The sequence below is a fragment of the Stenotrophomonas sp. LC732 genome (genome assembly GCF_052446685.1).
In the GTDB taxonomy this organism is placed as follows: Bacteria; Pseudomonadota; Gammaproteobacteria; order Xanthomonadales; family Xanthomonadaceae; genus Stenotrophomonas; species Stenotrophomonas muris.
Genome location: NZ_CP199214.1, coordinates 681655 through 703342 on the forward strand (window position 1 = coordinate 681655; position 21688 = coordinate 703342).

The 21688-nt window shown below is 65.9% G+C and carries 23 protein-coding genes; 1 reads left to right on the forward strand and 22 read right to left on the reverse strand.

Annotated features, from left to right (window positions below; all coding sequences use genetic code 11):
- Positions 1-23 precede the first annotated feature (23 nt).
- The 16 genes from ACT6SE_RS03260 to ACT6SE_RS03335 all read right to left on the reverse strand — a co-directional run bounded on the left by ACT6SE_RS03260 (position 24) and on the right by ACT6SE_RS03335 (position 19425).
- Positions 24-509, reverse strand: a complete 486-nt coding sequence (locus ACT6SE_RS03260) for a hypothetical protein (protein WP_126411773.1) — start codon at positions 507-509, stop codon at positions 24-26.
- Positions 509-3322 (reverse strand): tail fiber domain-containing protein, encoded by a 2814-nt coding sequence (locus ACT6SE_RS03265; protein ID WP_049434056.1) that lies wholly within the window; start codon positions 3320-3322, stop codon positions 509-511. Before ACT6SE_RS03265 ends, ACT6SE_RS03260 begins: the two co-directional genes overlap by 1 nt.
- Positions 3323-3347: 25 nt before the next feature.
- Entirely contained in the window at positions 3348-5885 is a 2538-nt protein-coding gene (locus tag ACT6SE_RS03270; RefSeq protein ID WP_053091846.1) for a phage tail fiber domain-containing protein, read from the reverse strand.
- A 39-nt stretch (positions 5886-5924) separates the two neighbouring features.
- Positions 5925-9089, reverse strand: coding sequence for a hypothetical protein (locus ACT6SE_RS03275; RefSeq protein WP_049434058.1), 3165 nt, complete (start codon positions 9087-9089; stop codon positions 5925-5927).
- Between the two features lie 6 nt (positions 9090-9095).
- Complete coding sequence (locus ACT6SE_RS03280) at positions 9096-11270, reverse strand: hypothetical protein (RefSeq protein ID WP_049434061.1); 2175 nt, start codon at positions 11268-11270, stop codon at positions 9096-9098.
- 3 nt (positions 11271-11273) lie between these two features.
- Complete coding sequence (locus ACT6SE_RS03285; protein WP_049434063.1) at positions 11274-11672, reverse strand: virion core protein, T7 gp14 family; 399 nt, start codon at positions 11670-11672, stop codon at positions 11274-11276.
- A 32-nt stretch (positions 11673-11704) separates the two neighbouring features.
- Complete coding sequence (locus ACT6SE_RS03290; RefSeq protein WP_049434065.1) at positions 11705-12178, reverse strand: hypothetical protein; 474 nt, start codon at positions 12176-12178, stop codon at positions 11705-11707.
- Positions 12175-14307, reverse strand: a complete 2133-nt coding sequence (locus ACT6SE_RS03295; RefSeq protein ID WP_049434066.1) for a phage nozzle protein — start codon at positions 14305-14307, stop codon at positions 12175-12177. The genes ACT6SE_RS03290 and ACT6SE_RS03295 overlap by 4 nt, the downstream gene beginning before the upstream one ends.
- On the reverse strand, positions 14307-14897 hold the full coding sequence (locus ACT6SE_RS03300; RefSeq protein WP_005412402.1) for a hypothetical protein: 591 nt from the start codon (positions 14895-14897) through the stop codon (positions 14307-14309). Before ACT6SE_RS03300 ends, ACT6SE_RS03295 begins: the two co-directional genes overlap by 1 nt.
- Positions 14898-14996: 99 nt before the next feature.
- Positions 14997-15950: a hypothetical protein gene (locus ACT6SE_RS03305; RefSeq protein WP_049434069.1), complete on the reverse strand. Its 954-nt coding sequence runs from the start codon at positions 15948-15950 to the stop codon at positions 14997-14999.
- A 26-nt stretch (positions 15951-15976) separates the two neighbouring features.
- Positions 15977-16762, reverse strand: coding sequence for a capsid assembly protein (locus ACT6SE_RS03310; protein ID WP_049434070.1), 786 nt, complete (start codon positions 16760-16762; stop codon positions 15977-15979).
- Entirely contained in the window at positions 16762-16905 is a 144-nt protein-coding gene (locus ACT6SE_RS03315) for a hypothetical protein (RefSeq protein WP_004154577.1), read from the reverse strand. The genes ACT6SE_RS03310 and ACT6SE_RS03315 overlap by 1 nt, the downstream gene beginning before the upstream one ends.
- A gap of 17 nt (positions 16906-16922) precedes the next feature.
- Positions 16923-18479, reverse strand: coding sequence for a portal protein (locus ACT6SE_RS03320; RefSeq protein ID WP_444811095.1), 1557 nt, complete (start codon positions 18477-18479; stop codon positions 16923-16925).
- Positions 18472-18624, reverse strand: coding sequence for a hypothetical protein (locus ACT6SE_RS03325; RefSeq protein ID WP_005412406.1), 153 nt, complete (start codon positions 18622-18624; stop codon positions 18472-18474). Before ACT6SE_RS03325 ends, ACT6SE_RS03320 begins: the two co-directional genes overlap by 8 nt.
- A 20-nt stretch (positions 18625-18644) precedes the next feature.
- Complete coding sequence (locus ACT6SE_RS03330; RefSeq protein ID WP_049434071.1) at positions 18645-18824, reverse strand: hypothetical protein; 180 nt, start codon at positions 18822-18824, stop codon at positions 18645-18647.
- Between the two features lie 64 nt (positions 18825-18888).
- On the reverse strand, positions 18889-19425 hold the full coding sequence (locus ACT6SE_RS03335; RefSeq protein WP_049434072.1) for a deoxynucleotide monophosphate kinase family protein: 537 nt from the start codon (positions 19423-19425) through the stop codon (positions 18889-18891).
- 95 nt (positions 19426-19520) lie between these two features.
- On the opposite strand from ACT6SE_RS03335, the gene ACT6SE_RS03340 reads away from it, so the two are divergent.
- Positions 19521-19838, forward strand: coding sequence for a hypothetical protein (locus ACT6SE_RS03340; RefSeq protein WP_150359514.1), 318 nt, complete (start codon positions 19521-19523; stop codon positions 19836-19838).
- 3 nt (positions 19839-19841) lie between these two features.
- Here ACT6SE_RS03340 and ACT6SE_RS03345 read toward each other — a convergent pair whose 3' ends face one another.
- From ACT6SE_RS03345 to ACT6SE_RS03370, 6 genes are read right to left on the reverse strand one after another with little or no spacing between them, the layout of a single operon-like run.
- Complete coding sequence (locus ACT6SE_RS03345) at positions 19842-20048, reverse strand: hypothetical protein (protein WP_049397854.1); 207 nt, start codon at positions 20046-20048, stop codon at positions 19842-19844.
- Complete coding sequence (locus ACT6SE_RS03350; RefSeq protein ID WP_004154583.1) at positions 20036-20869, reverse strand: hypothetical protein; 834 nt, start codon at positions 20867-20869, stop codon at positions 20036-20038. The genes ACT6SE_RS03345 and ACT6SE_RS03350 overlap by 13 nt, the downstream gene beginning before the upstream one ends.
- The gene (locus ACT6SE_RS03355) at positions 20866-21015 is read right to left on the reverse strand and encodes a hypothetical protein (RefSeq protein ID WP_160314061.1); all 150 of its coding nucleotides are present in this window, start codon (positions 21013-21015) and stop codon (positions 20866-20868) included. Before ACT6SE_RS03355 ends, ACT6SE_RS03350 begins: the two co-directional genes overlap by 4 nt.
- Complete coding sequence (locus ACT6SE_RS03360; RefSeq protein WP_049434075.1) at positions 21012-21302, reverse strand: hypothetical protein; 291 nt, start codon at positions 21300-21302, stop codon at positions 21012-21014. The genes ACT6SE_RS03355 and ACT6SE_RS03360 overlap by 4 nt, the downstream gene beginning before the upstream one ends.
- Complete coding sequence (locus tag ACT6SE_RS03365) at positions 21299-21547, reverse strand: hypothetical protein (protein ID WP_004154585.1); 249 nt, start codon at positions 21545-21547, stop codon at positions 21299-21301. The genes ACT6SE_RS03360 and ACT6SE_RS03365 overlap by 4 nt, the downstream gene beginning before the upstream one ends.
- On the reverse strand, positions 21544-21669 hold the full coding sequence (locus ACT6SE_RS03370) for a hypothetical protein (protein WP_258013034.1): 126 nt from the start codon (positions 21667-21669) through the stop codon (positions 21544-21546). The genes ACT6SE_RS03365 and ACT6SE_RS03370 overlap by 4 nt, the downstream gene beginning before the upstream one ends.
- Between the last annotated feature and the right edge of the window lie 19 nt (positions 21670-21688).

Genomic DNA, 21688 nt, shown 5'->3' on the forward strand with positions numbered 1-21688 from the left:
GTCTCTTGTAGGTGGTGGATGCGTTAGAGCGGACGACCGAAGCTGTACTCGTAGTTGCCGGTCAGGGTGATCTGCGTGACGCCATCGGTGACGACGACAGTGAACTGCCCCATGCGGGAGGTGTTCCGCCCCGAGGCGGTCACAGTGCCGCCGAGGCCGCTGCCGGAGATCGACGCGCCGCCTGTGACGGAGCGGGAGACCACGGAGTAGTTGCCGGTGCCGCCCGAGCAATAAACGCTGAACGACTCGCTGACCGTGCCGTTGGTGGACTGAGGCCAGTTACCCATCAGGTAGCTCGGCGACAGCGATGCTTGGAACGGCGTCGCCTTGACCGCGTTGTAGAACTGCGAGGCGTAGATCGGGCCGCTCGTGGGGACGCCGTAGTTGGCCGGAACGTCGGGCACCAATCCACGTCCTCGGTAATACTGGTCCGCGTAGATCGGGTAGCCGCCGCCAAACTCGGCGCGGATCATTTCCCAGGAGATAGGGCCGGAGCCGGGGAGGGCCATCAGGCACCTCCCCCAAGGTCCGCGACGCGCTTACGCAGCGCCTGCACCTCAGCGATCAGGAAGGGAACAGCCTTCTCCCACTGGATCGTCTTGATGCCGTTTGCGTGCGTGGCGACCATCAACGAGTAGACCTCCTCGGCCTCCTGCGCGATGCCGCCGACCTCATGCTCCGCACTCGGGTGGAACGTGGGATTCAACTCGGCGATAGCTTCGGCGTCCCAATCGAACTCGCGCACACGGAATCGGTCGAAGAAGTCGCCCACCTTGGAGGCCGAGGCGTCCACGATGTTCTTCTTGAGACGCGCATCGGACGCATAGGCGACGATGTTGCCCGTGGCGATCCAATTGTTGCTTGCGTCGCGGTAGGCGCACCACGCGAAGGCATTGTTGGCGAGGAAGCCGTGCTGGTTGTCGTTACAGTGTATCCAGTGCGTCGTGCCGGCGTCCGTGTCGTAGCAGGCGATGGTCGGCGAGTAGCTCTCCAGTCGGAGATCGCCGCCGCTTCCGCCCGGCCCCGAAAGGCACAGACCCTTGCCGTTGTAGTTGCGAATCCAGGTGTTATCGGCCATGTACCAGCCGCCACCGTGGACCTGGTGATACCAGCCCGTACCGGACGTGTTCGAGCGCATCCAGTTGTTGCAGTAGACCTCACCGACAGCGGTGATGTTCTGTGCGCTCACATGACTGGCGAAGTTCGCACTGTTATCCCCGTTGATACGGAACAGCCACACGTTGTTCGTCGCGTCCCAAATGCCGGTGTTCGGCGTAGCCGTCGCAGCGAAGCGGATGGACCGCCCGCCAGTCGGGTTGAGCTGCACCGACAGGTCACTCGCCCCGCCAATGTTGATGAGGTTGGTGAACTGAGCGCTCGTCGAGTTCGCCTTGGCGTCCAGTGCGCCTTGGAGGCCGCTGACGTTGGCGATGGTGTGCGTGTGGCCCGCGTCGGCCTTCCCTGCCGGGTTGAAGTTCGCCGAGGTCCAGACGGTGCCGCCAGCGTTGAGGGACGCGACGCCACCCGTACCGTCCGCAAACCGGAACTCAATCGAGTTGGCTGTCGGGGGGACGTAGACGTAGCGATCCAGCGAGCCGAGATAGACCACACCAGCCGCCGCATTGCCGCCGAAGCCCTGCGCACGAATCTGACCGGCCGCGAACGTCTTGATGCCGCCGATGCTCTGATCGTCGGTGACGTTGACGACGTTGGCGATGTCGGTGGAGTTGTGCGTGTGGCCGACAGCGGACTTGCCATCCAGGGCCGATTGTAGCCCCGTGACGTTGGCGATGGTGTGCGTGTGCGAGGACGCTGCCTTGCCGTCGAGCGCGGTCTGGAGACCGGTCACGTTGGCGATGGTGTGCGTATGCGACGCCGCAGCCTTGCCGTCGAGCGCAGCCTGCACCGCAGTGCTTACCGGCTTGTCCAGATCGGCGGTGTTGTCCACCTTGTCCAGACCCACCTGAGCCTTCGTGTGCGAGTGCGTGCTGGGCGGATAGGTCGTCGGCTTGCCGGTGACTTGGGTGTTGAAGTCCACGTCGCTGCGGGTTGCCAGCGCGCCCAGGCCGCCGATGTCACCAGCAACGAGCGACACGTCGCCCTGCTTTCCGGCGACGCTGGTTACCTGATCGGTGTTGTCGATCTTCTCCCAGGTAGCGCCGTAGAGCGCCTGGTCGCCGACTCGCCAGTGGATGTCACCGACAGTGCCTTCGCCGATCACCTTGTAGAAATGCCCCTTCACCGGGTTGGTCGGGAACGCACCCGTGCTGGCATCCCACGATCCCATGTAGACCAGCGAGCCGGTGACGGCAGCCTGCGCCTGGGCGGCCCAATGCTTCGCCGAGAACTCGCCCGGCGACACCTCGGTGCCCTGCGGGGCGTTCGCGTACAGGTTCGCCTTGTCGCGGGCAGCCTCGGCAGCGGTCTTGGCCGACGATGCGGTCTGCGCCGAGGTCGAGGCAGCCGACGCCGAGCCGGACGCAGCGGAGGCATGACCGGCCGCGGTGGTCGCCAAGCCAGCAGCCTCGCCAGCCTTGGTCGACGCAGCGGACGCCTGGGCTTCCGCCCGGTTGGCCTGGGTGGTTGCCTGGGTGACCGAGGTCGCTGCGGCGGTCGCGCTGTCGGCGGCTGCGGCAGCCGATGCGGCGGCAGCGGTGGCGTCAGCTTCCGCGCGGTCGGCCGCGTCGGTCGCATAGCCCAGGATAGTCTGCGCCTGATCCCGTGACGTGGCGGCAGCAGTCGCCGCTGCCTGCGCGTCCGAACGCGCCTGACCCGCTGCGGTGGCCGACGTGCCCGCCTGGCTTGCAGAGCCAGCCGAAGCCAGCGCCGAGGTGGCCGAGGCCGTCGCCGAAGCGGCGGCGTCCACTGCGGAGCTTGCCGCCTCGGTGGCGCTGTCGGCAGCCTCGGCCGCCTTGGCAGCAGCGAAGGTCGCCGCGTCGGCGGTGGCCTGCACGTCGTCGTCGATGCTCGCAGCGGATTCCGCAGCGCGCACGGCGGATGCTTCGGCAGCGTCGGCGAAGCCGGAGGCGTCATCTGCGGACGCCTGTGCGGCGTTCGCCATGCCGGTTGCCACGGACACCAGGTCGCGCACCTGCACGACCGAGCCGGTCAGCTCGTCGGTCAGCCCGGCCACGTCCTTCTGGAGCTGCGGGAACGAGGGGAGGGTGTGGTTGTTGCCCAGGCCGTCCGTCACGACGACGGTGCCTTCCTCCTGAGTCAGCAGCGCGATCATCTGATTCTCGCGCCGGTTCCAGCGGTCTACCAGCGTCGAGAGGCGCGAGGCCAGCTCGGCGTTGGAGACGTAGCCGGGGGTAGTGCTCATGCGGTGCTTGGATTCTCTCTGAGGGTTATCGGATGCCGAAGGCGAAGCCGCCAATCGACGTGATGAGGTAGTTCGGGTAGGCCGGGGCGTCGTAGCCGTGGACCTGCGGAGGCGGACTGGATGCGCGGCAACGCACGCGGAACGCGCGGGCACCGCCTGTCCATGCCCCGGACGCCGAGAGCGTCACCGACTGCTCGTAGGTGTAGAAATTGGACGCGGTGAAGGTGTTGCCGTCGCCGCCCATCTGCTGAATCAACGCGCGGTACATCGGCGGTTCGTGTGAGGCGATGACGACCCATACGGAGTCGCGCAGCTCCTCCAAGATGACGTGCAGCCCGTAGACGCGCGTGTTCGCGGTCACGGTCACCGACACGGAAGGCGTATGACCCTCGCCAGCCAGCACCGGAGCGCCGAGCCAGAACTCGTGGATCGCCACCCAATCGCCGAGCGGGATGAAGTTGTTGCCCGCCTGGTAGCAGAGGCTCGTTGCCCCGGTCCACCACACGCCGGTCGCCGACTGGAACTGCCCCACGATGTTGGGGGCATTGACGCGGCCTCGGAAGAACGCGCCGCCGTTGCGGTCCACGTAGAACACCGCGTTGTTGGCGTTCTTCGCGCCGGAGCCGACCCACAGGGGCCAGTCGCCGAGGTTGGAGATTTCCACGCGGAACTCGGCAGCGTTGACGATGTTGCCGTTGCCGTCGAGAGTGTGGGTCTTGAACGTGCCGCCGTTGATCGTGCCCGCGTTCGCCGTGAGTGCGGCTAGGGAGTTCACCCTGATCTTGTCCGCAGTGATCGTCCCGTCCACCACCAGCGCACCTTGGATACCCACGGTGGACTGGCCGCCGACTGTACCGATCACGAACGGATACTTGATGCTCGCCAGGGTGCCGCCCGAGGTGTACTGCGGGTGGACGAAGGCGAAGCGATCCGCGGTGACGATGAAGTCGCTGCCGGTCTGCGGGTTGGCGGAGAGGGCGATACCGGCGACCACGGGGACGCCGTTGATGGTGCCCGCGTTGATCTTGACCGAGTAGTTGGCCTGCCACTGACCGTACATGCCGGAGTGCTGCCCGGCGACCACATTGAACTCCTGCCGGATGGTGGCGAAGTCGCCGTCCTTGAACGCCTGGACCTGCGTGGCCGCGATGGCCTGTGCCTGCTCGGCGGTGATCTTGGTGGTGTTGAGCTGCTGCACCAGCGCGCCGGTCGGAGAGGTGACATCCAGGTCGGCCTTGCGCCAGCCGGTGCCATCCCAAATCTGCGTCAGGTACGCGCCCGTCTGCCCGGTCTTGACCCAAAAGGTCGGAACCTTGAAGCCGCCAGCGGGCGGGGAGGGCTGTGCGTCCGAGAAGATCGTCGGCGCGGTGCTGGTCTCAAGCGTGGACACCTGGGACGCCAGGGCTTCGCGTGCGGACGCTTCGGTGTCGATGCGCTGCTCGAAGGCAGCCGAAACAGCCGACACCTGGCCGTCGATCTCGTTGGCGATCCCCTGCGGCACGTTCGCGCCGTAGCTCGCCGCCATCTGCTGCCGGAATGCCGTGTTGGCACCCTCGGCATCCGTCAGGGCTTCCGTGGTCTCGGCCAGGCCAGCGATGTTCTCGCCGTGGCGAACCACTGCCGTCTCAACGTCGGACACGCGGGCCTTGGTCGCGTCAACCTCGGCCATGACTGCGGTGCGGACCTGCGCCGCGCTGTCCTCGATCTCTGCGCCGAGGCGTTGCTCGGTGGCCGCGCGCGCCGCTTCGGTGGTGCTCTCCACCTCGTCGATGCGCTGGTTGAGCGCTGCGGAGATTGTCTTGCCGTTCTCGACCACCTGGCCTTGCAGCTCGGTGATCGCCTCGACGCGCGCAGAGTGCTCGTCGGCGATGGCGCGATTGACCTCCAGGAACCGTGCTTGGTTACTCTGCTCGCCGTAGTCCACCCGCGCGAACAGGTCGATGATCTGCTGCGCGATGACCTTGTTGCCTTCGGTCAGCAGCCCGATCTCATGGGTGGCCGTGCTGATCTTGTCGCCGTAGTCGCGCTGCACGTCGAAGAACTCGTGCGAGCGCATGATCTCCTCCAGGATCGCCTCGGCGTTCACGTCGATGAGGTCGATGCGGGTCAGCAGGTCTTGCAGTGCTGGCGAGCGGAGGAGCTGCTCGATGATTGCATTGAGGTCCGGGTTGCCACCGGGGTTACCGGGGCCGCCACCGGGGAGGCCGCTGCCGCTACCGAACTCGGCGAGTTCCTGGTGTGCGTACAGTAGTTGGCGGAACGACTTGGACAAGTCGCGCGCCGGGAGGTTTGCGCCTTCCTTGTAGTTGACCAGGAGGGCGTCAATCGGCGTGAATCGCCGGATGGTCACAGTGTAGGGTGCGTCGAGCACGCCATCCTGCGACGGAATCTCGATGGTGCTGGCGTCCACCCACGACACGGAGACAGCGCGGGCCGCGTCCGGTTCACCGACGAACGCCCGGATGTGTTCGCGGGCGATGTACAGGAACGGCACGGTGAACCGCGTAGGGCCTCCCTCGTAGGTGTAGAGCACGAAGGAAAGGCCGCGCGATAGTTCGATCATGCGTCCTCAAAAAGGTGGAGGCCCCGAAGGGCCTCCTGGTTACGGTCGATCAGTCCCGTCCTTGCGGTCGGGGAACTGCTGTAGGGCTTGATCCGCGATGTTGCGGACGCCCGTCATGTTGTTGAACCACCAAATCTTCCAGAAGTCGCGCATCTGCTTCTCGGTGATCTCCTCGTCGTCGCGGATGGCCGAGCCGATCATCCGCGTGCTGCCGTAGACCTTGTTGAACAGGTCGATGGACGGGATGCCCATCACGCCGTTCTCCAGGCCGGTCGAGCGGTTGTTGGCGAATACCGGGTCGTTGCCCAAGGCGTCAGCCCACACTGCGTCGGTGACTGCGGGGATGACGTTCGACCAGCTCGATTGCGCGACAGCGTTCTTGTAGAAGTTAGCCTGCGTGAGCTGCTTCTTCCGCTGCTCGGGGTTGCCAGCGGTGTTGATGTACGTGCGAGCCGCCCAGCCCATCCCTGCTGCCGAGGTGGACAGCACGACCATCGCGTAGGTGCGCCAGTCGTCGTAGTGGTGGACCGAGTTCAGGAAGTGGCGGGTGAAGCTGTTGATCATGAAGCTGCGGAACTGCGTGACGATGCGGCCGGTGGTGGAGTGCATCAGCTCGATGCTGTCCGAGGCATCACCTTCGAGAACCTGGTGTCGCGTCACGCGGAACAGGAATGCCGCCATGCGCTCGCGCGTCTGGAACGGCAGCTTGTCCGGGTCGATCTGCTCGATCTGTCGCTTGCCTTTCAGGTAGCCGAACACGTCGGCCTGGGCCTTCTCGTCGAGGCCCCAGGTGCGCAGGCGGGCCACTTCGGCGTCCGACAGCTTCTTGGCGTTCGCCATGTCCAGCAGCCGCAGCAGCGTGGCGCGACCGGCGATGCGTTGGAGCATCGTGTTGATCGGGGCCATGCCGGATGCGACCGAGGTGACGTGCGTCGCCATGTTCATCGCGTTGTCGATCTTCTCGCCGTGCTTGACATTGAACGTCTGCGGCACGAGCGCGTCCTCGTCCAGGCGCAGGAACGGCGGGTTGCGCAGCCAGTCGGTGCCGGGTGCGAACAGTCGCTCCATCACGCGCGCCTCCTGCGAGGACAGCTTGCCGTCAGCACCGCGCACCAGGAAGTCGCGGGCGGCACCCACGGAGTTCCAGAAGTTGCGGAGACCAGCATGCGCGATGGTCGGGCCAAGCTCGGCGAACAGCGAGAAGCCTACCTGGTTCATCACGCGGGCGAAGTTCCAGTTGCGCAGGAACCGCGCGTAGCGTGCGCCACGGCTGGCGGGATCGAGTTCGGTGCTGCGACCGAAGGTGGACTTGAGGCCGATGTCGATCAGGCGCTCGATGTCCTTCACGTCGTCGCCGGACTTGCGGGCGTCGCTCTTGAGCTTCGACACGAAGCGGTCGAGCTGTGCGCGGTTCTTGATGCCAGCCTTCGACGATAGCGCCGACCAGCCGGTGATCTCGCGCATGTAGCGGGTCATCACCGAGTCCACGTCGTTGTCGAACAGGTCGGCCATCGAGACCTGCACGTCCTCGCCAGCCTCGTTGCGGATGGTGGTGGAGTAGGTCTCGTCGAGGTCGATGCGCTTCTTCGCGCGGTCGAGCTTGCCCGACTCGTAGGTCTTGCGCTCCAGCTTGGACAGCAGCTCTTGCGACCGCACGGGCGAGACGCCCGCCTCGGTCAGCATGTTGCCGATCTCCTCGACCGAATCGTTGTCCAGCGGGCGGACCAGCAGGTCCATCCCGTCGCCCTCGAAGTTCGCCTGAGCGCGCTTGAGGTAGGAGCGTGCAACCGCCCCGAGCAGCTCGTCGTCGATCTCGTCGCCTTCGTCGGCGGCGGCCTCCCATGCGCGACGCATGGCGGGCTTGATGAGCTGGTCGATCACGTCGTCCTGGTGGAGCTGCATTTCGCCGAACAGGCGCTTGAAGCCCTTGCCGCTCCAATAGCGCGGCAGGTAGTTGCCGTTCTGCGCCACGTTGGCGAAGCCGTCGAGGTTGCTGTCCTGCGCCAGCTTGAGCGCATCCCGCATCGCCTTGGCGACGCTTCCGGCAGCCTTGGCGGCTTCCGGTGACACGTCCGGCGCACCGCGCACGGCACGGCCGACCTCCTCGTTGAACTTGGCGCGCTCGGAGAAGTTCCACCAATGCGTGCCCGTCCGTTGCTTGTAGGCGTCCCACGCGGCGTTCACTCCGCTCCGCCATTCCGTCTCCATGACGGCCAGGTGGCGCTTGGCGAACTCGCTGGTGGACTCCTGGACCGCGACGGAGCGATCGGTGTAGCCGACGCCATCGCGGAACAGCAGGCGGCCCGCCTCGCGCACCAGCGGCGACTTGGCGCTACCCATGCGGGCAGCAAGATCGCGGCGGACGGTGGCGAAGTGGGGCGTGATGTGCGCGTTGACCAGCGCCTTGTCGGTGAACTCCTGCTCGAATGCGGTCTCATTGCGCAGCGGGAGGACGCCGGGCGTCGGGTCGGTGGTGGCGGTGCCAGCAACGCGGGCGGCCGACAGCGAGTCGTCACCAGCCAGCCGCTTCACCACGTCAGGCTTGACCTCGCCATCGAACAGGGCACCCCGGCGAGCGCCGAGGGCACCACCGAACGCGAACGACAGGGCGGCGCTCTGCACGCCATCCGCGAGCGTCTGCTCGGGGTCGTAGGTGGAGGTTGCGGCCGACATCAGCGCGGAGGTGCCCGCAGCCTGTAGACCGGAACGCACCGCGTTGGCGAGGCGTCCGGCCTTGGCTGCGTACCCCAGGCCGCCCGTGGCGAGATCGAGGCCGGTTGCCACCGGGTCGGTGAAGCCGAGGGCGATCTGTCCGCCCAGGCCAAACTGCGCCAGGTCGTCGTCCGCCATCTGATTCATGAAGGCCACGGATTCCAGATAGGAGAGGTGCTCGTCGGACGTGGCCCGGCCGAACAGCTCCCACTGCTCCGGGCGCAGGCCCATCGACTCCCAACGCTTGCGCGCGTCTGCGGGAATGCGATAGCCCTGCTGCGGCTCGTAGCCCAGCTCGGTGATGAAGCGGTCGATGAAGCCGATGCCGCCCTTTGCCTGGGCAGCGCCCCATCCGTCCCATACGGTCGTCTGATCCTTCCGGCGCTGCGCGGCCTCTCGCTGCTCCTTGCGCTCGCGCACGGCTTGCACGATGGGCTGCTGGGTTGCCGGCTTGACGATGTTCTCGTCTGCGCCGGGTAGGGATTCAAACATGCGGTCTTACTTCCTCGTCAGGTACTCCAGGAAGTCCTCGGGGACTGCCGGGGTGGTGGTGGTTTGCTTGGTGCCCGCGTTGGGGACCAGCGGCTTGGTGAGGTCGAACTTGGGCAGCTCGAAAGCGGCGGCCTCGGCGGCGCTGGCGTCGCGCTTGGCGATGGTCGCGGGGACTTCCGTTGTCGCCGACTGCGAGCGCAGGTCGCGGATGTTCCGGGACTGATCCGCCCAGGTGGTGCGCTGCTCGACCCGACGACGCGCCTGGGATTCCGCAAGGTCTCCCTTCCAGCGCTGGTGCTGTGCCGCGATGGCACGCGGGTCGAAACCGATGGCGCGGCCGGTGTCAGGGTCAGGGATCAGCCAGTTGTCGGGGCCGACGATCTGCCACTGCCCAGGATTGCGGGGATTGGGCAGGGCCGACAGCTCATCCGGGTCGCGGCCGAGCTTGCGCGCGACCGTCTGGATCAGCTCGTCTACCGCTGGCTCGGCACCCTGCGGCATGCCGATGTTCGGCACGCGGCGGCCGTTGACGGTCGTGCGCTGGGCGTCGATCTGACCGACCGCTGCACGGATGGCGGCTTCGCCGGACACGCCGCCACGAGAGGCGATGCGCTCGGCTTCCTGGCGGATGCGGTGCAGCTCACGCGGGTCGCGCGGCTTGCCGTCGATCTCCAGGTAGTCCTTGATGCCGGACTTCCAGGTGTCGTTGATGACCGAGCGGGCCTCCTCGACTTCGCGCTTCGGTTGCGTCAGGACGCGAGCGGCCTCCTGGTGCGACTGACCGCTGCGCCGGGTGTCGTAGAGGTACTGGTCCAGCATCGCGGCAGCCTCGCCGCCAGCGACCGTATCGGCGTACTTGGGCGAGACCTTGCGGAGCTGTTCGTACAGCGTCGCGGCGTTCTGGAAGTTCTCCTGGAACGCCGGGTCGGCGCGCTTGAGGATGCGTTCGAGCTGAGGGATGACGATGCCCTGCCGTGCCCACTTCTGGAGCACCTGGCCGCGTGTGGCCTGCGGGGTTTCCTCCCACTCCTTACCGGCCTGCTTCTTGAGGTCGGCGTCGCTGATCTCGTAGGGGTTGCCCCCGGCGACCAGCTTGCGGATGCGCTCCTCTCGGGCGCGCTCCTTCGCTTCCTGCTCCCAGCGGCGGAGAGTCTGCTCCTGCTGGTTGTTCCAGTAGCGCTTGAAGGACTGGAGGTCGCCGCCGCTCAGGCCGAACTTGCTGGCCCAGGTGTCGATGGTCTTGTGGGTGAGCTGGCCGCGATCCGCGAGGCCCTGGAGCGTCCACTCCGCCTCGGCCATCGCCTGCTTGCGTGCCTCGTCCTCGCGGTGTGCGATTACGCGGGCACCAGCGGCAGCCGCCGCGCGCAGCTCGTCGCCGTGCTCGGTGTTCATCAAGCCTGGCTGGCCGTCGCCGCGGTCCTTCTCCAGGAACGCCAGGATCGACTGAGGATCGCGGTTGCCCGCAGCCAGCTCCTCCTTGGCGGCCTCGACGTAGAGTTCGTCCACGTCGCGCTTGTTGAGGTAGGCGTACTCCTCCTGATCCAGCATCGCGTACAGGCCGTTCATGCCCTCGGAGGTGAGGAACGTGCCGCCCTTGATGCCGTCGCGGATGATCGCGGTCAGCGACTCCTTCTGCCGCACCAGCATTTCCCGCATCGAGTCGGCCTGCCACTGCTGGCGGACCTGCTGCGCGGCGCGCATGGCGACCGGCATCAGGGCCTTGCGGACCTGCGGGTCTTGGAACTCGGGGTTCTGCGTCAGCGCCGCCATCCGCTCCTTGATGAGCGGCTCGATGTCGGTGCCGGGTTCGGCCTTGGCGATCTCCTTGGCCGCTTCGATCTGCCAGTCGCGGACGCGGATGATGCCGTCAGCCTTGAGGTAGCCGCGACGCCATGACTCCGACTGCTGGGCAACGAAGTCCTCGGCCTGCCGGGGCGTACCCTCGGCGTCCTCCTGCATACGTTGGGTCGCCGCGGCGGTGTACTGCTCGCGGCTGTTGGAGATCATCTGCGAGTTGACGGAATCCGAGACGCGCGTCAGCACCGCAGCGGCGGTGCGAGAGAGGGCACCGGCACCAGCGGAGGACGCCTGGTCAGCCTGCACCGCCAGAACGGGGCGCTCGGCGAGACGCTGCGGCACCTGCGCGCGGCGGATGATCTCTTGGGGTTTCGTGCGAGCCACGGGTTACTCGTCTCCGGGGATGGAATAGCGCTTGTAGGTTTGGATGTTGCTGTAGGCGTTCGCGCCTGACTGCATCACGCCGCCCATCGCCTCGGCATTGCCGGTGCGGATACGAGCGCGTGCTTCGGAGCCGCTTTCGACGACTCCGTTCCTGCGGTTCTTCTCGATGAGGGCCACGTCACGGCCAGCCTGGGCCATGATGTCGTTCGCCAGCAGCTCGACCGAGTTGCCGGACACTGCCGCTTCTGCTGCGGAGGCGCGCATCGCGGATCGCAGTGCGCGGGCCTCCTCCATGCGCTGTTGGGTGCGCTCGGCGGCCTGGTCGTTGATCTGCTCCTGCTGACGCTCCGCGGCTTCCTCGATGGCCTTGTTGTTCTGATTCTGGCCGTACATGGTCGCCATCGCGCTGACTGCGGCGATACCGACCTGGACTGCTACGGGGTTGCACATGGGGTCTTGGTTACTCGGACGAAGGGTGTCTTGGCGAAGCCGTAGGCGGACTCGACGCCGCTCTCGCGGAAGCCAAGCCAGCCGAGCCATCGCCGCGTGGTGACGGCGTGGACATCGACGAAGTTGAAGATGGTGCCGAAGGTGGCCGCCCACTCGTCGCTGATCCGCCGAGCTTCTCGGAGGAACGTGCGGCGGAACGAGGGAGCCACCAGGGCGTCGGTGCCCAGCAGCCAAACCGAGGCGATACCCTCGGCGTGCTGGGTGAAGCCGAAGATGCACACGGGAGAACCGTCGTGCATCGCGGCGAAACTGCGGTCGCTCGCGGTCACTGCGTATGCGAGCGCCTGGAGCGGGGTGTGACCATGCGAAGCCGCCACCTCCAGGATGTCCTCCTGCCGCATGTTCTCGGCGACGTGGAGGATGTCGCTGGCGGTGGGGCTTCGATAGGTCAGGGTCATACTCGGCTGCGGGAGACGAACATGCCGCGCCACTGTGCTGACTGGAACCAGCACTGGAACGGCAGGCGGTTGACGAGGTGCATGCGGACGCTGTTGGCGTCACCCAGCACGGGGAACCGGCGAGAGCCGGAGTGGAACGTCGGGGCGCTGGTGCGGAACACCGAGTCGTTGAGGACGCGCGCGGTGTACGCACCGGAGTGCGACGCCACGTAGGTCTCGACTCGGCCGTTGCCGTGTTGCTCGACCTCCAGCTCGAAGTACGCGCCGTCCTTGTAGGCGACCTCGATGTCACGCACCTGCGTGCGGCCCACCAGCACGGCCTGGTTCTGCCCGCCGCGAACGATGGGCTTGGTCAGCGTGAGGCGGTGCTCGTAGTCCATGCCGACGACCACGCGGCCCTCGGTGTGGTTACCGGGGAGCGCGAGGCGGGTGCGGGCGTTGTCCCAGCGCGCCTTGGTGATGTCGAGGTACGCGCCGGGGTCTTGCCAGTCGTCCGTCTTGAGGACGGTGACCGTCATGCCATCGGGCACGATGTAGGGTAGGTCGATCCAGGTCTCGTTGCCGAACTGCTGATAGGTGGGCTGCACCACCAGCATGCGGTCGAGCAGGAAGTTGTAGTCGCCCGTGGCGTCCGCGTCGTGCTGGTTGAGCACCATGCGGAACTTGAGCAGCTCGCAGCCGCCTCCCGGCGCTTCCGCGACGGCGTACAGCACGTCGTTGATGGCGTGCATGTGGACGATGCGGCCGACGCCGGAGATTGACCAGCGCGTCCATGCGGACTGCTGCTTCTCGTCACCGATCCAGCGGACGAAGTAGACGTAGAGCTGCGCGTCGGTCGGCTCGTCAGGAGCGAAGAACACGCAGTCGGCACCACTTGCGCTCGCCATCGCTCGCATGCGGCCCGGCATCAGCTTGGGCACATGCGCGGTCACGTCGGCGGCGTCGCCGGTCACCGACAGGTCGTCGATGAAGTATTCGCGCACGCTTGCGTATGCGCCGCTGTCCTCGGTGAAGTACAGCGACTCGCCCATCAGCTTCGGCCGGATGTACGGCGAGCTGCTGTAGCTGTTGACCGGATCGCTCTTGACGTTCTTGGCGGCCAGGTACGGCTCGGCGGTCAGGAGGAACTGGCCGCCCGCAGCGGCAAGGAACAGGGCCGACTGGAACGGAACTGCGTGGTAGAGCGTGGTGACGCCGTTCGACCCGCTGACGCTTACGTCGATGGGGTCGGCGTCGAGCACCTGGGTCACCGAAGTGCGCCAGAGGTTGAACGGGTCGGAGACCTCGGACATCAGCACGTTCTCCCCGGCCAGTAAGCCCAGGCGGTCCCGGTGCTTGAACACCTCGCGGATGCGCTGGCCGTCGATGGACGGGAACGGGTTGCTTTGCTCGTCACCCGCGAGGCGAGCGGTCCACTCCGGTCCACCGAAGGAGAACCAAAAGCCGTCCGCATGCACCGGATCGGGGATGCGCTTGAGGATGTGCGGCATCGTCTTGGCATCGAAGCGGTGCTTGATGCCCGGCCGGGCGACCTCCAGGTAGACCGAGGAGGACTGCTTCTGGACGTAGTAGTCGTCGAACTGCGACTCGGACGAGCCGATGATGTTGTAGATCGCGCCGGTCGGCACAACGGCCGAGCCTTTGTCACCGGGCTTCGGCAGGTCGGACATCGTTTGCGCCGATCCGTACAGCGAACCGGGCGACAGCTCGTCGCTCTGCTTCACGTCTACCAGCCGGTTGACGATGAAGGTGGTGTCGGAGAACGTCGCCAGCGCGAAGCACGACCACGCACGCTGTCCCTGGGTGTCCAAGTAGTTGAGCGCGTCGCCCGTGGCATTGACGGTGTATTCCTTGCCGGTCTCGTGGTCGAACACGCGGATGCTGCGGTGACCCACGGCGACGATGTAGCGCTCGTTCTCATCGCGGACGATGGAGTGGAAGGCACAGTCGTGATCGAGGGTGACGCCAAGTCCAGCAACGAACTCGGCGGGCGGGCGCTTGCCCGCGCCCATTGCGGCATGCAGCCAGGCGTTGATCGCCTTGGTGAGCTGGTTCGGCGAGCGGACGGTATCGTCCTGCTGCGACTCGCCTCCCAGGAACGAGGGATAGTCCCCCGTGATTAGCGGCATCAGCGGTCCCAAATATCAGACACGTCCGTCGAGCCACTGAGGAAGTTGTGGCCGCGGGCGTAGGTGAAGTCAGCGTGCTCCTGCGCGAAGATGAGGTATGCCTCCTCCTCGTGCTTCTCGGTGAACACGTAGAGCTGGTCGCTACCCAGCACGCTCGTCTGGAACAAACGCGCAGCGCGCACGGCGATGTAGCGGCGGGCCGACTCGGGCAGCTCCTCGTAGGCGAGGAACCAGGTCACGAAGTCGGCGGTGGGTGCCGACGAGAACGTGTCGGCGAGGGTGAGCGGGTTGATGAGGCGCGTGCCTCGGATCACCAGCGGCTCGCTTCCGCGTGCGGGGACGAGCTTGAGGATCGACTGCGGCGGCAGCACCTTGCCTTCCGCGTTGAGCGTGAAGGTGAACGACTCGCTGGTGTTGAACCACCAGCCAGCGGTTTGGACCTCGCGGCTCACCGCGCGGAGGGTGTCGCGCGCCTGCGAGGCGTACAGGTTGCCGAGCGCTTCGAGGTCGCTGATCGGCGCTTCGCCGATAGCACCGAGCAGCACATTGACGGCTTCGAGTTCCGTGGTCGGAGTGAGTTCGAGGTTCATGGATTCGGGGCAAAAAAACGGGGGACACCCATGTGGATGTCCCCCGTAGATGGAGAGAGATTGAAGCGCCGCGGGATTTGCCCAACGGCGCTGTATTGCTTACGGAGCCTTCGACAGCTCGATGGCACCGCGCGGAGCCAGGATGCCGTGACCCAGCGCGTACTTCGCCAGCATCAGGGTGCCCTGCTTCTCGCCCTGGTACACGTCCTCCAGGGACAGGTCCAGCAGCTTGAGGGTGCCGACCGCCGAGCGGTGGAAGATCACGCCCACGGTGTCCGCAAAGTTGCCGCGGTACTTGGCAGGGATCGAGGCCAGGGCCGACTCATCGACACGCGGCATCGCGTTGATCTTCACCAGCGGGATGCGAGCGACCGAGGAAATGATCGCCTGGCCGTAGGAGCCGTTCGATTCCGCGTTGATGTCGCGGTCGATCAAGTCCTTGTTCTCGGTCAGCAGATACCACTGAGCCGGGGCCAGTGCGCCAGTGAACTCCTGCGGGTTGTCCGGCAGCAGCTTCTCGTCGAACAGCATGCGGGCGTTGCGGAACGCATCGGCCAGCACGGTCGGATCGGAGGCCATCGTGGCGGCCTTGATGATGGCACCACCCGGCTGGCCTTCGACCTTGCCTTCGGTGGTGCGAGCGGCCAGGATCGCGCAGCGCAGCTCGTTCTGCATACGCTTGAGCGCCAGCTCCGCACCCTGCTGACGGGTGTACTCGGAACGCACGTCGTAGTGGTTCATCGCCTCGTCGATGTTGGCGATGAAGGCGTGCGAGATCAGCATCGGATCGAGGGTGATGATGGTCTCGTTGTGCTCGACCACCATGCCCTTGATCTCGGTGCCGGGCACATGGTACTCGGAGCCGATGGTGCCGACGTTCGGGAACGAGGCGGACTTGCCGCTCTCGATGTTGCGCACCGACACGCGGCCGTCCAGCTTGTAGTTCTCGACGAAGCTGGTGATGGTTTCAGCAGTGTAGTTCTGCTTGAACAGCGCCCAGGCGTCGCCGTTGGCCTGGGCTTGACCCAGGCGGGAGGGGATTGCGTCCGACATTTAGTCCTTGCTTGAGGTTGAGTGGATTACTTGAACAGCGGCGACACGGCCAGGCGGGCGGAGACTTCCGCGCGGTAAGCCGGATCACGGTGGTAGCGCACATCGCGCATCGCTTCGACGACCTGCGCCTGCGACTGGAACGGCTTGGGACCGGCATCGGCGTTCGCCGCGGTCTTGCCGTTCAGAAGGCGGCCGTTGCCGCCACGGAGGGCGACGAGGCCCTGGACTGCCAGCGCTGCGCGTCCGGCGTCGCCGGACTGCACCGCTTCGTTGAACGCCCGCTTCTGCTCGGCGCTCAGGTTGGTCTTGGCCCACTGGACCAGGCCGTCGTAACCGGCCTTGCCGCCTGCAGGCGAGTAGACGGCGTTCTCGTAGGTCTGCACGCGAGCGCGCAGGCCATCGACGTACACGTCCACCAGCTCCTTCGGATAGCCCGCGTCCTGGAGCTTCTTGTAGCTCTCCTCGGACAGCGAGCCGTTCGAGTTGAACTCGGTGGCGAAGTCGTCCAGGTTCAGGCCAGCCCGCGCCAGGGCGTCACGCGCGTCATCCGCGGTGGCGTCGTCGATGGTCGCGGGGCCGCCCTTGCCACCCTTGTCGTCGGCTGGCGTGCTCAGTTCTGCGTAGGCGGCTTCCAGCTCCTCCACGGTCTTGTACTTGCCGCCGAACAGGCGCTCGCCATCGGTGCCACCCTGCGCGCCCGGTGCGGGCTGCTGGGTGTCCTGGGAGTTCTGCGGCGGCTGCTGACCTGGGGTCGGCTGGCCGTTGATGCCGTCAAGGCTGACGGTCACTTCGGACTTGCCCGGCTGCGACATTACTTGTCCTCGGGCTTGTAGTTGACGATGACCAGGCCGTTCGTCTTGCGGGTGATCTCGGCCTTGCCCTTACGCTCGACGCTCGGAGCCTTCGGGGCTTCCTTGGTCGGCTTGGCGGGCTTCTCGGTGGTTTCGTTCGACATTGCGTCCTTCTCGGGGGTTACGGGGTTTGGGTCATCGCTGAGGCGATATTCGGAGCGGCACGGACCATCGCCTCCTGCGCCGAGGCGTCCTGCTGCTCGGCAGCAAGCTCGTCGTCGGAGCGGATCAGGCCCTTGGTGGAAATGTCGGAAGCGGCGGCCAGTCGGGAGATCGCCTCGCCACTGTTGAGGCGGCGTGCCTTCTCCTCTGCGCCGACAAGCGCATCCACTGCCTGACCGAACTCGATCAGCTTGTTCAGGTCGTGGCCGCGGCCGAGGGCGGCGATGCCTACGGTGATGCGCGGCTTGATGAGTTCCTGCGGCAGCTCGGGCAGGCGACCCTGCTTCTGGAGCTTGTGCAGGCGGCGGCGGATCAGCGGCAGCAAGAGCTGCTCGCCCGACATCGCCATGAAGCCGCTGAGGGCGTCGTCGAGTTCCTGGGTGAGCACCCGGATTTCGTAGGCGGTCACACGCTCGCCGGGGCGCTGCACGGCGGACTTCACGCCAAAGATCAGCTCCAGCGAGTTCGCCAGCCCTTCGGCCTCCTGACGCACGAAGTTCAGGTCGTAGGCTTTCTGGAGCTGGAGCGTGGTCACGTCGCTGGCCTCGCCACGCAGCACCGCGCCGGACTCGGCCTCGGTGAGCTGGCGCTCGCGGATCGTCGAGGTCGGCTTGAGGAACATGATGATCTTCGCCAGGGCGGCGGCACCCTTACGGATCGCCTTGCGCAGCGCCTCCAGCGACTCGAACGCGCCCACGTAGTCGTAGACCAAGCCCTCGCCGTAGTCGTCCACGAGGGACGGCGGGGCGCACAGGGGAATCCACGGGCAGGCGTCGATGGGGTAGGTGCCCACGGTCTCGGGGACTTCGACGCCCTCGACCTCCTGGACCACTTCCCACTCCTTGCCATCTTCCGAGCGACGCACCCAGGTGTAGAGGTTCACGTCGTCGTTCTTGGTCTTTTCGTCGCGTTCCTGGGCGAGCTTCTGCATCACCGCCGCGCGGATCGAGTCCGGCAGCATGGCCGGGGCGATCTTGTCGAGCGTGATGATCTCCAGCACGTTGCCCAGGCCATCGCGGTCGGTCACGTAGGAGGTCAGCGGGTACAGCTTGGGCTTGCCCTCGTCGGGGTCGTAGAGCAGGAAGTTGCCGAGGACGATGGCGTGCTTGGCCGCCTCGCTGAGGACCGGGCGAACGCCGCTGGTCTCCAGGTCGTTGACGATGACCCGCTCCACGTCCACCAGCGCGGCCTCCAGTTCGGAGGTCTCCACGCCAGCCTGCTCGGCGATGTTCTCGGCGACGGCCTGGTCAGGCGCGAGCTTGAATACCGAGGCGTTCGGCGGGAGCCAGGCCAGCACGATCTTCGAGGCCAGGGCGTTGACGCACTTCGGGCCGGTGTCGATGTAGGCGGAACCGGGGGTGCGCGATTTCGCGCCCTCGTCCACCCACAGGCGGGGCAGGGTGACCTTGGCGCAGCGCTTGGCGCGCGTCTCGGCTTCTTTGCGGTTGGACTTGAGATCGCCGTAGCGCTTCGCGGCCGTCTGCTTCTGGGCCGAGGTCTGCTTGGCGTCAGCCATTCGGGATGGTCAGTCCTTGGTACTGCGTTGCGTTGTTCAGGTCCAGGCGGACCTTGGACTTACGCCGCTGATCGGCCGCGTGGCCGGTCGGCTGGGTGTCCTGGCGGGTCAGCAGGATCGGGTCTTTCTCCTGCTGGTCCGGCATGTTGGGCTTGCTGCACATGGTTAGCGGGCGCGGTGATCCATCTGCTCGACCTTCCGCAGCGCCTTGAGCCGCAGGATCAGGCGACGCTCGCCCTGCCGGAGCAGGAACTCCTCCTTCGGCTGGGCGGGGTCGTAGATCACTTCGGGGTGCAGTTCGTCCAGGAGGTCGATCAGGTCGTAGGAGTGCAGAGGGATTTGCATAGAACTCCTGGGTTATGAATAGGTGGGGAAACTGTCGTTTCCCCCGATGATGACCACTAAACCCTTAGAGTCGGGCCAGCGATTCCGCGACCATCCGCAGGCGGTGGATCGGGCCGTTGTTGTCGAGCACGGTGTCGATCAGGTCGCCGTGGACGCCTGCCTCGGAGGCATGCGCCGAGACCGGGGCCGCGCTGTCGCGGAGCACCTGGACCACCTGGCCGCCCCACTCACGGATGAACTGCGCTTCGTTGTCGAAGCGAACGTCCGACACCACGACGCCAGCAGCGCCGTCGCGGCGGGCCTGACGGATCTTCTGCGCGACCACCTTGACCCACAGGTCGCGGTCGATCATTTCGCGGCCCCACTCGGTGCCCACGGTCTGCATCAGGCGGCGCGGGGTCTGCCCGTTGAGCCAGTCGAGCGGCTCCTCCTTGAGCGGGCCGTCCTCCATCGCGGACACCGGCAGGCCGGTGATGTCCGCCACGAAGGCGCGGATCGGGGCCGCGAAGGACAGCTTCACGAAGCCGTGGTCGCTGACCAGGAACTCGGCCAGGGTGTCTTTGCCGCTACGGGCGCGGCCGGTAATTCCGATGATCTTCATGGGGACTCCAGAAAAGGAAAGGCCCGCACGAAGCGGGCCAGTTACCAACAGGGATGTTAATGCCGCATACTCAGCGGTCAGAAAAGGAGCCGCTTATGGACGGGATCGAGTACGCCGAATACGAACAAGTAACGCACACGCAACAGAACTACGCAGACAGGATTTACGGCTTCGTAGCCGCTGAGGCGAGTTACGAGCATTCCCCTCCCGCTAAGGCTCAGCAAGACCACGACAATCTCGTCAATAGGGTGCAGTCGCTGGTAAATCTCAAGGTGGTCGGCGGCGAGACCGCTGACGGCAAACCGACAGTCACAGTGTTTTTGCATGACAAGGTTGTGCGTCCGGTTGCAGCGGATCACGTCCGGGACGAATTAATTGCTGATTGGGAGAACGCTAGGGCCAAGCGGGGCTAATCGTCACGCGAGCGAGCGTGCGACCAGCCAAGCAACGCCGACAGCGCCGACAGCAGCGGGCCACAGCTTGATACTGGCGGCGTCGCGGTACATGGCACGTTCGAGGGTGTTGAGGCTGCGCCACCACAGCCAGGCAGCGCCGTAGGCGACGAAGGCGAACAGCACGGCCAGCACGGCGACGATGGTGATGAACAGGATCAGGGTTTCCACAGCTTCACTTCCTTGGTCTTGGGGTTGTAGTCGCCGTAGCGCAGGATTCGCGCGAGGCGTGCTTGGCGGATCGCATCGTGCTTCGACAGCGGCTCGGTGCCGCCGCGGGGGATGCGGGTGGTGTAGGTGGTGACGACGGTGTTCCACAGCGCGCCGAGGTGCTCCTCGACGGACGCATCGCGGTACGCCTCGTGGATTGGCATGAGCAGCTCGTCCGCGCCCTTGTGGCCGATGCCGGGGAAGCCGGGGTAGTTGTCCACCTGGTCGCCCGTGAGCACCTGCTTCATCCAGAACAGGTCAGCGTCGTGAGCCGAGATCGGCCGGACGCCCACGTCGGGACGGTTGGGGTTGTAGAGACGGATGCCGGGGATCGTCTGCATGTCCTTGTCGATGGACACGACGATGCGGCTACCTGGCGCGCGCTTCGGATTCGGGTGCGAGGCCAGCAGGCCCAGCACGTCGTCACCTTCCAGGTTCTCGATCTCCACGATCTTGTCGCCGAACTCGTCGTATACGAACTCGTCGAGCACGTACCACAGGGCAGGCTTGTCCTTGCTGGCGCGGTTGAGCTTGTAGGTCGGGTCGATGTCCTTGCGGAAGTTGTGCTTCTTGCAGGACAGGGCCAGCAGGTAATCACGCGCGCCGAACTTCTCGACGATCTCGTCGATGTAGTCCTCCAGCTTCGCCTTCGCGCGCTCGGGCTGGATCGCTTCGACCTTGTTGCCGTCGCCGTTCCAGTCGATGTTCGCGGTGTTCGAGAACGCGAGCTGGTAGCGCAGCACGTCGGCGTCGATCAGCAGCAGGGGGCCGCGCTTGTTCATGCGTCCACCCACTGCCATCCCAGGAACGCCAGCGCGAACCAGCGGTGCAGCCAGTTCGGACGCTCCTTGACCTGCACGAAGAAGTTGCCGCCGATGACCCAGGAACCGGCCGCATGCGGTGGCCGATAGGTCACGTAGGAAGTCATGGCCGCTTCTCCGGGTGACGCTCATACCACGCCTGTAGCTCGGCGGCGTAGCGCTTCATTCCGGCCTGGTACTCCGGGCCGTCGCCGAGCGGGTACTCGTACTCGTCGCAGACGTAATCGCTGGTGGGGATGTACGAGAATCCGCCATTGCTGTTTGGGATCAGCATCAGGCCACTCTCGGTGTGTCCTTTCAGGCACGAGCCGTAATCGGCGCGTGGCGGCCAAGGCTTCATGTCGCACGCAGCGAGGCCAGCGCACAGCGCCAGGATCAGAAGTGCGCGCTTCATGCCATGCTCTCGTGTACGGCGACCCAGCACTTCTCGCCAACGCGGCGGATGAAGTAGATCGCGGTGTTCCACTCCACGGGGCGCAGCATGCGCTCCGTGCAGCACGGGCACTTGGCGTTGTAGGCGTGAACCTCGGGCTGGTGTTCGAGCACAGCCACGCGGTAGGTAGTACACGGAGCGATCAAGCGGACATCGCCGTCAGCGGGGCCGCCAATGAAATGCACGCGAAGCTGATTCTCGTTCATCGGTTCGATTCCTTGAGGACTTCCAGGGCGCTCGCCTTGTCGGCGTTGCAGCGCAGGAGGCCGTCCTCGGCGTTGCCGCCGAAGCGGTAGAGGTCGTAGGTGGTGGTGGTCGGGTCAGCCATCACGGCGTCGAGTGAGGAG

Excerpts from the sequence above, each read along its gene's own strand:
- ACT6SE_RS03330 (WP_049434071.1), bottom strand. The coding sequence starts at position 18,824 with ATGCAAATCCCTCTGCACTCCTACGACCTGATCGACCTCCTGGACGAA.
- ACT6SE_RS03270 (WP_053091846.1), bottom strand. The coding sequence starts at position 5,885 with ATGATCGAACTATCGCGCGGCCTTTCCTTCGTGCTCTACACCTACGAG.
- ACT6SE_RS03340 (WP_150359514.1), top strand. The coding sequence starts at position 19,521 with ATGGACGGGATCGAGTACGCCGAATACGAACAAGTAACGCACACGCAA.
- ACT6SE_RS03265 (WP_049434056.1), bottom strand. The coding sequence starts at position 3,322 with ATGAGCACTACCCCCGGCTACGTCTCCAACGCCGAGCTGGCCTCGCGC.
- ACT6SE_RS03360 (WP_049434075.1), bottom strand. The coding sequence starts at position 21,302 with ATGAAGCGCGCACTTCTGATCCTGGCGCTGTGCGCTGGCCTCGCTGCG.
- ACT6SE_RS03315 (WP_004154577.1), bottom strand. The coding sequence starts at position 16,905 with ATGTCGAACGAAACCACCGAGAAGCCCGCCAAGCCGACCAAGGAAGCC.
- ACT6SE_RS03285 (WP_049434063.1), bottom strand. The coding sequence starts at position 11,672 with ATGGCGACCATGTACGGCCAGAATCAGAACAACAAGGCCATCGAGGAA.
- ACT6SE_RS03305 (WP_049434069.1), bottom strand. The coding sequence starts at position 15,950 with ATGTCGGACGCAATCCCCTCCCGCCTGGGTCAAGCCCAGGCCAACGGC.
- ACT6SE_RS03365 (WP_004154585.1), bottom strand. The coding sequence starts at position 21,547 with ATGAACGAGAATCAGCTTCGCGTGCATTTCATTGGCGGCCCCGCTGAC.
- ACT6SE_RS03295 (WP_049434066.1), bottom strand. The coding sequence starts at position 14,307 with ATGCCGCTAATCACGGGGGACTATCCCTCGTTCCTGGGAGGCGAGTCG.
- ACT6SE_RS03260 (WP_126411773.1), bottom strand. The coding sequence starts at position 509 with ATGGCCCTCCCCGGCTCCGGCCCTATCTCCTGGGAAATGATCCGCGCC.
- ACT6SE_RS03310 (WP_049434070.1), bottom strand. The coding sequence starts at position 16,762 with ATGTCGCAGCCGGGCAAGTCCGAAGTGACCGTCAGCCTTGACGGCATC.
- ACT6SE_RS03275 (WP_049434058.1), bottom strand. The coding sequence starts at position 9,089 with ATGTTTGAATCCCTACCCGGCGCAGACGAGAACATCGTCAAGCCGGCA.
- ACT6SE_RS03290 (WP_049434065.1), bottom strand. The coding sequence starts at position 12,178 with ATGACCCTGACCTATCGAAGCCCCACCGCCAGCGACATCCTCCACGTC.
- ACT6SE_RS03320 (WP_444811095.1), bottom strand. The coding sequence starts at position 18,479 with ATGGCTGACGCCAAGCAGACCTCGGCCCAGAAGCAGACGGCCGCGAAG.
- ACT6SE_RS03370 (WP_258013034.1), bottom strand. The coding sequence starts at position 21,669 with ATGGCTGACCCGACCACCACCACCTACGACCTCTACCGCTTCGGCGGC.
- ACT6SE_RS03355 (WP_160314061.1), bottom strand. The coding sequence starts at position 21,015 with ATGACTTCCTACGTGACCTATCGGCCACCGCATGCGGCCGGTTCCTGG.
- ACT6SE_RS03325 (WP_005412406.1), bottom strand. The coding sequence starts at position 18,624 with ATGCCGGACCAGCAGGAGAAAGACCCGATCCTGCTGACCCGCCAGGAC.
- ACT6SE_RS03335 (WP_049434072.1), bottom strand. The coding sequence starts at position 19,425 with ATGAAGATCATCGGAATTACCGGCCGCGCCCGTAGCGGCAAAGACACC.
- ACT6SE_RS03300 (WP_005412402.1), bottom strand. The coding sequence starts at position 14,897 with ATGAACCTCGAACTCACTCCGACCACGGAACTCGAAGCCGTCAATGTG.
- ACT6SE_RS03350 (WP_004154583.1), bottom strand. The coding sequence starts at position 20,869 with ATGAACAAGCGCGGCCCCCTGCTGCTGATCGACGCCGACGTGCTGCGC.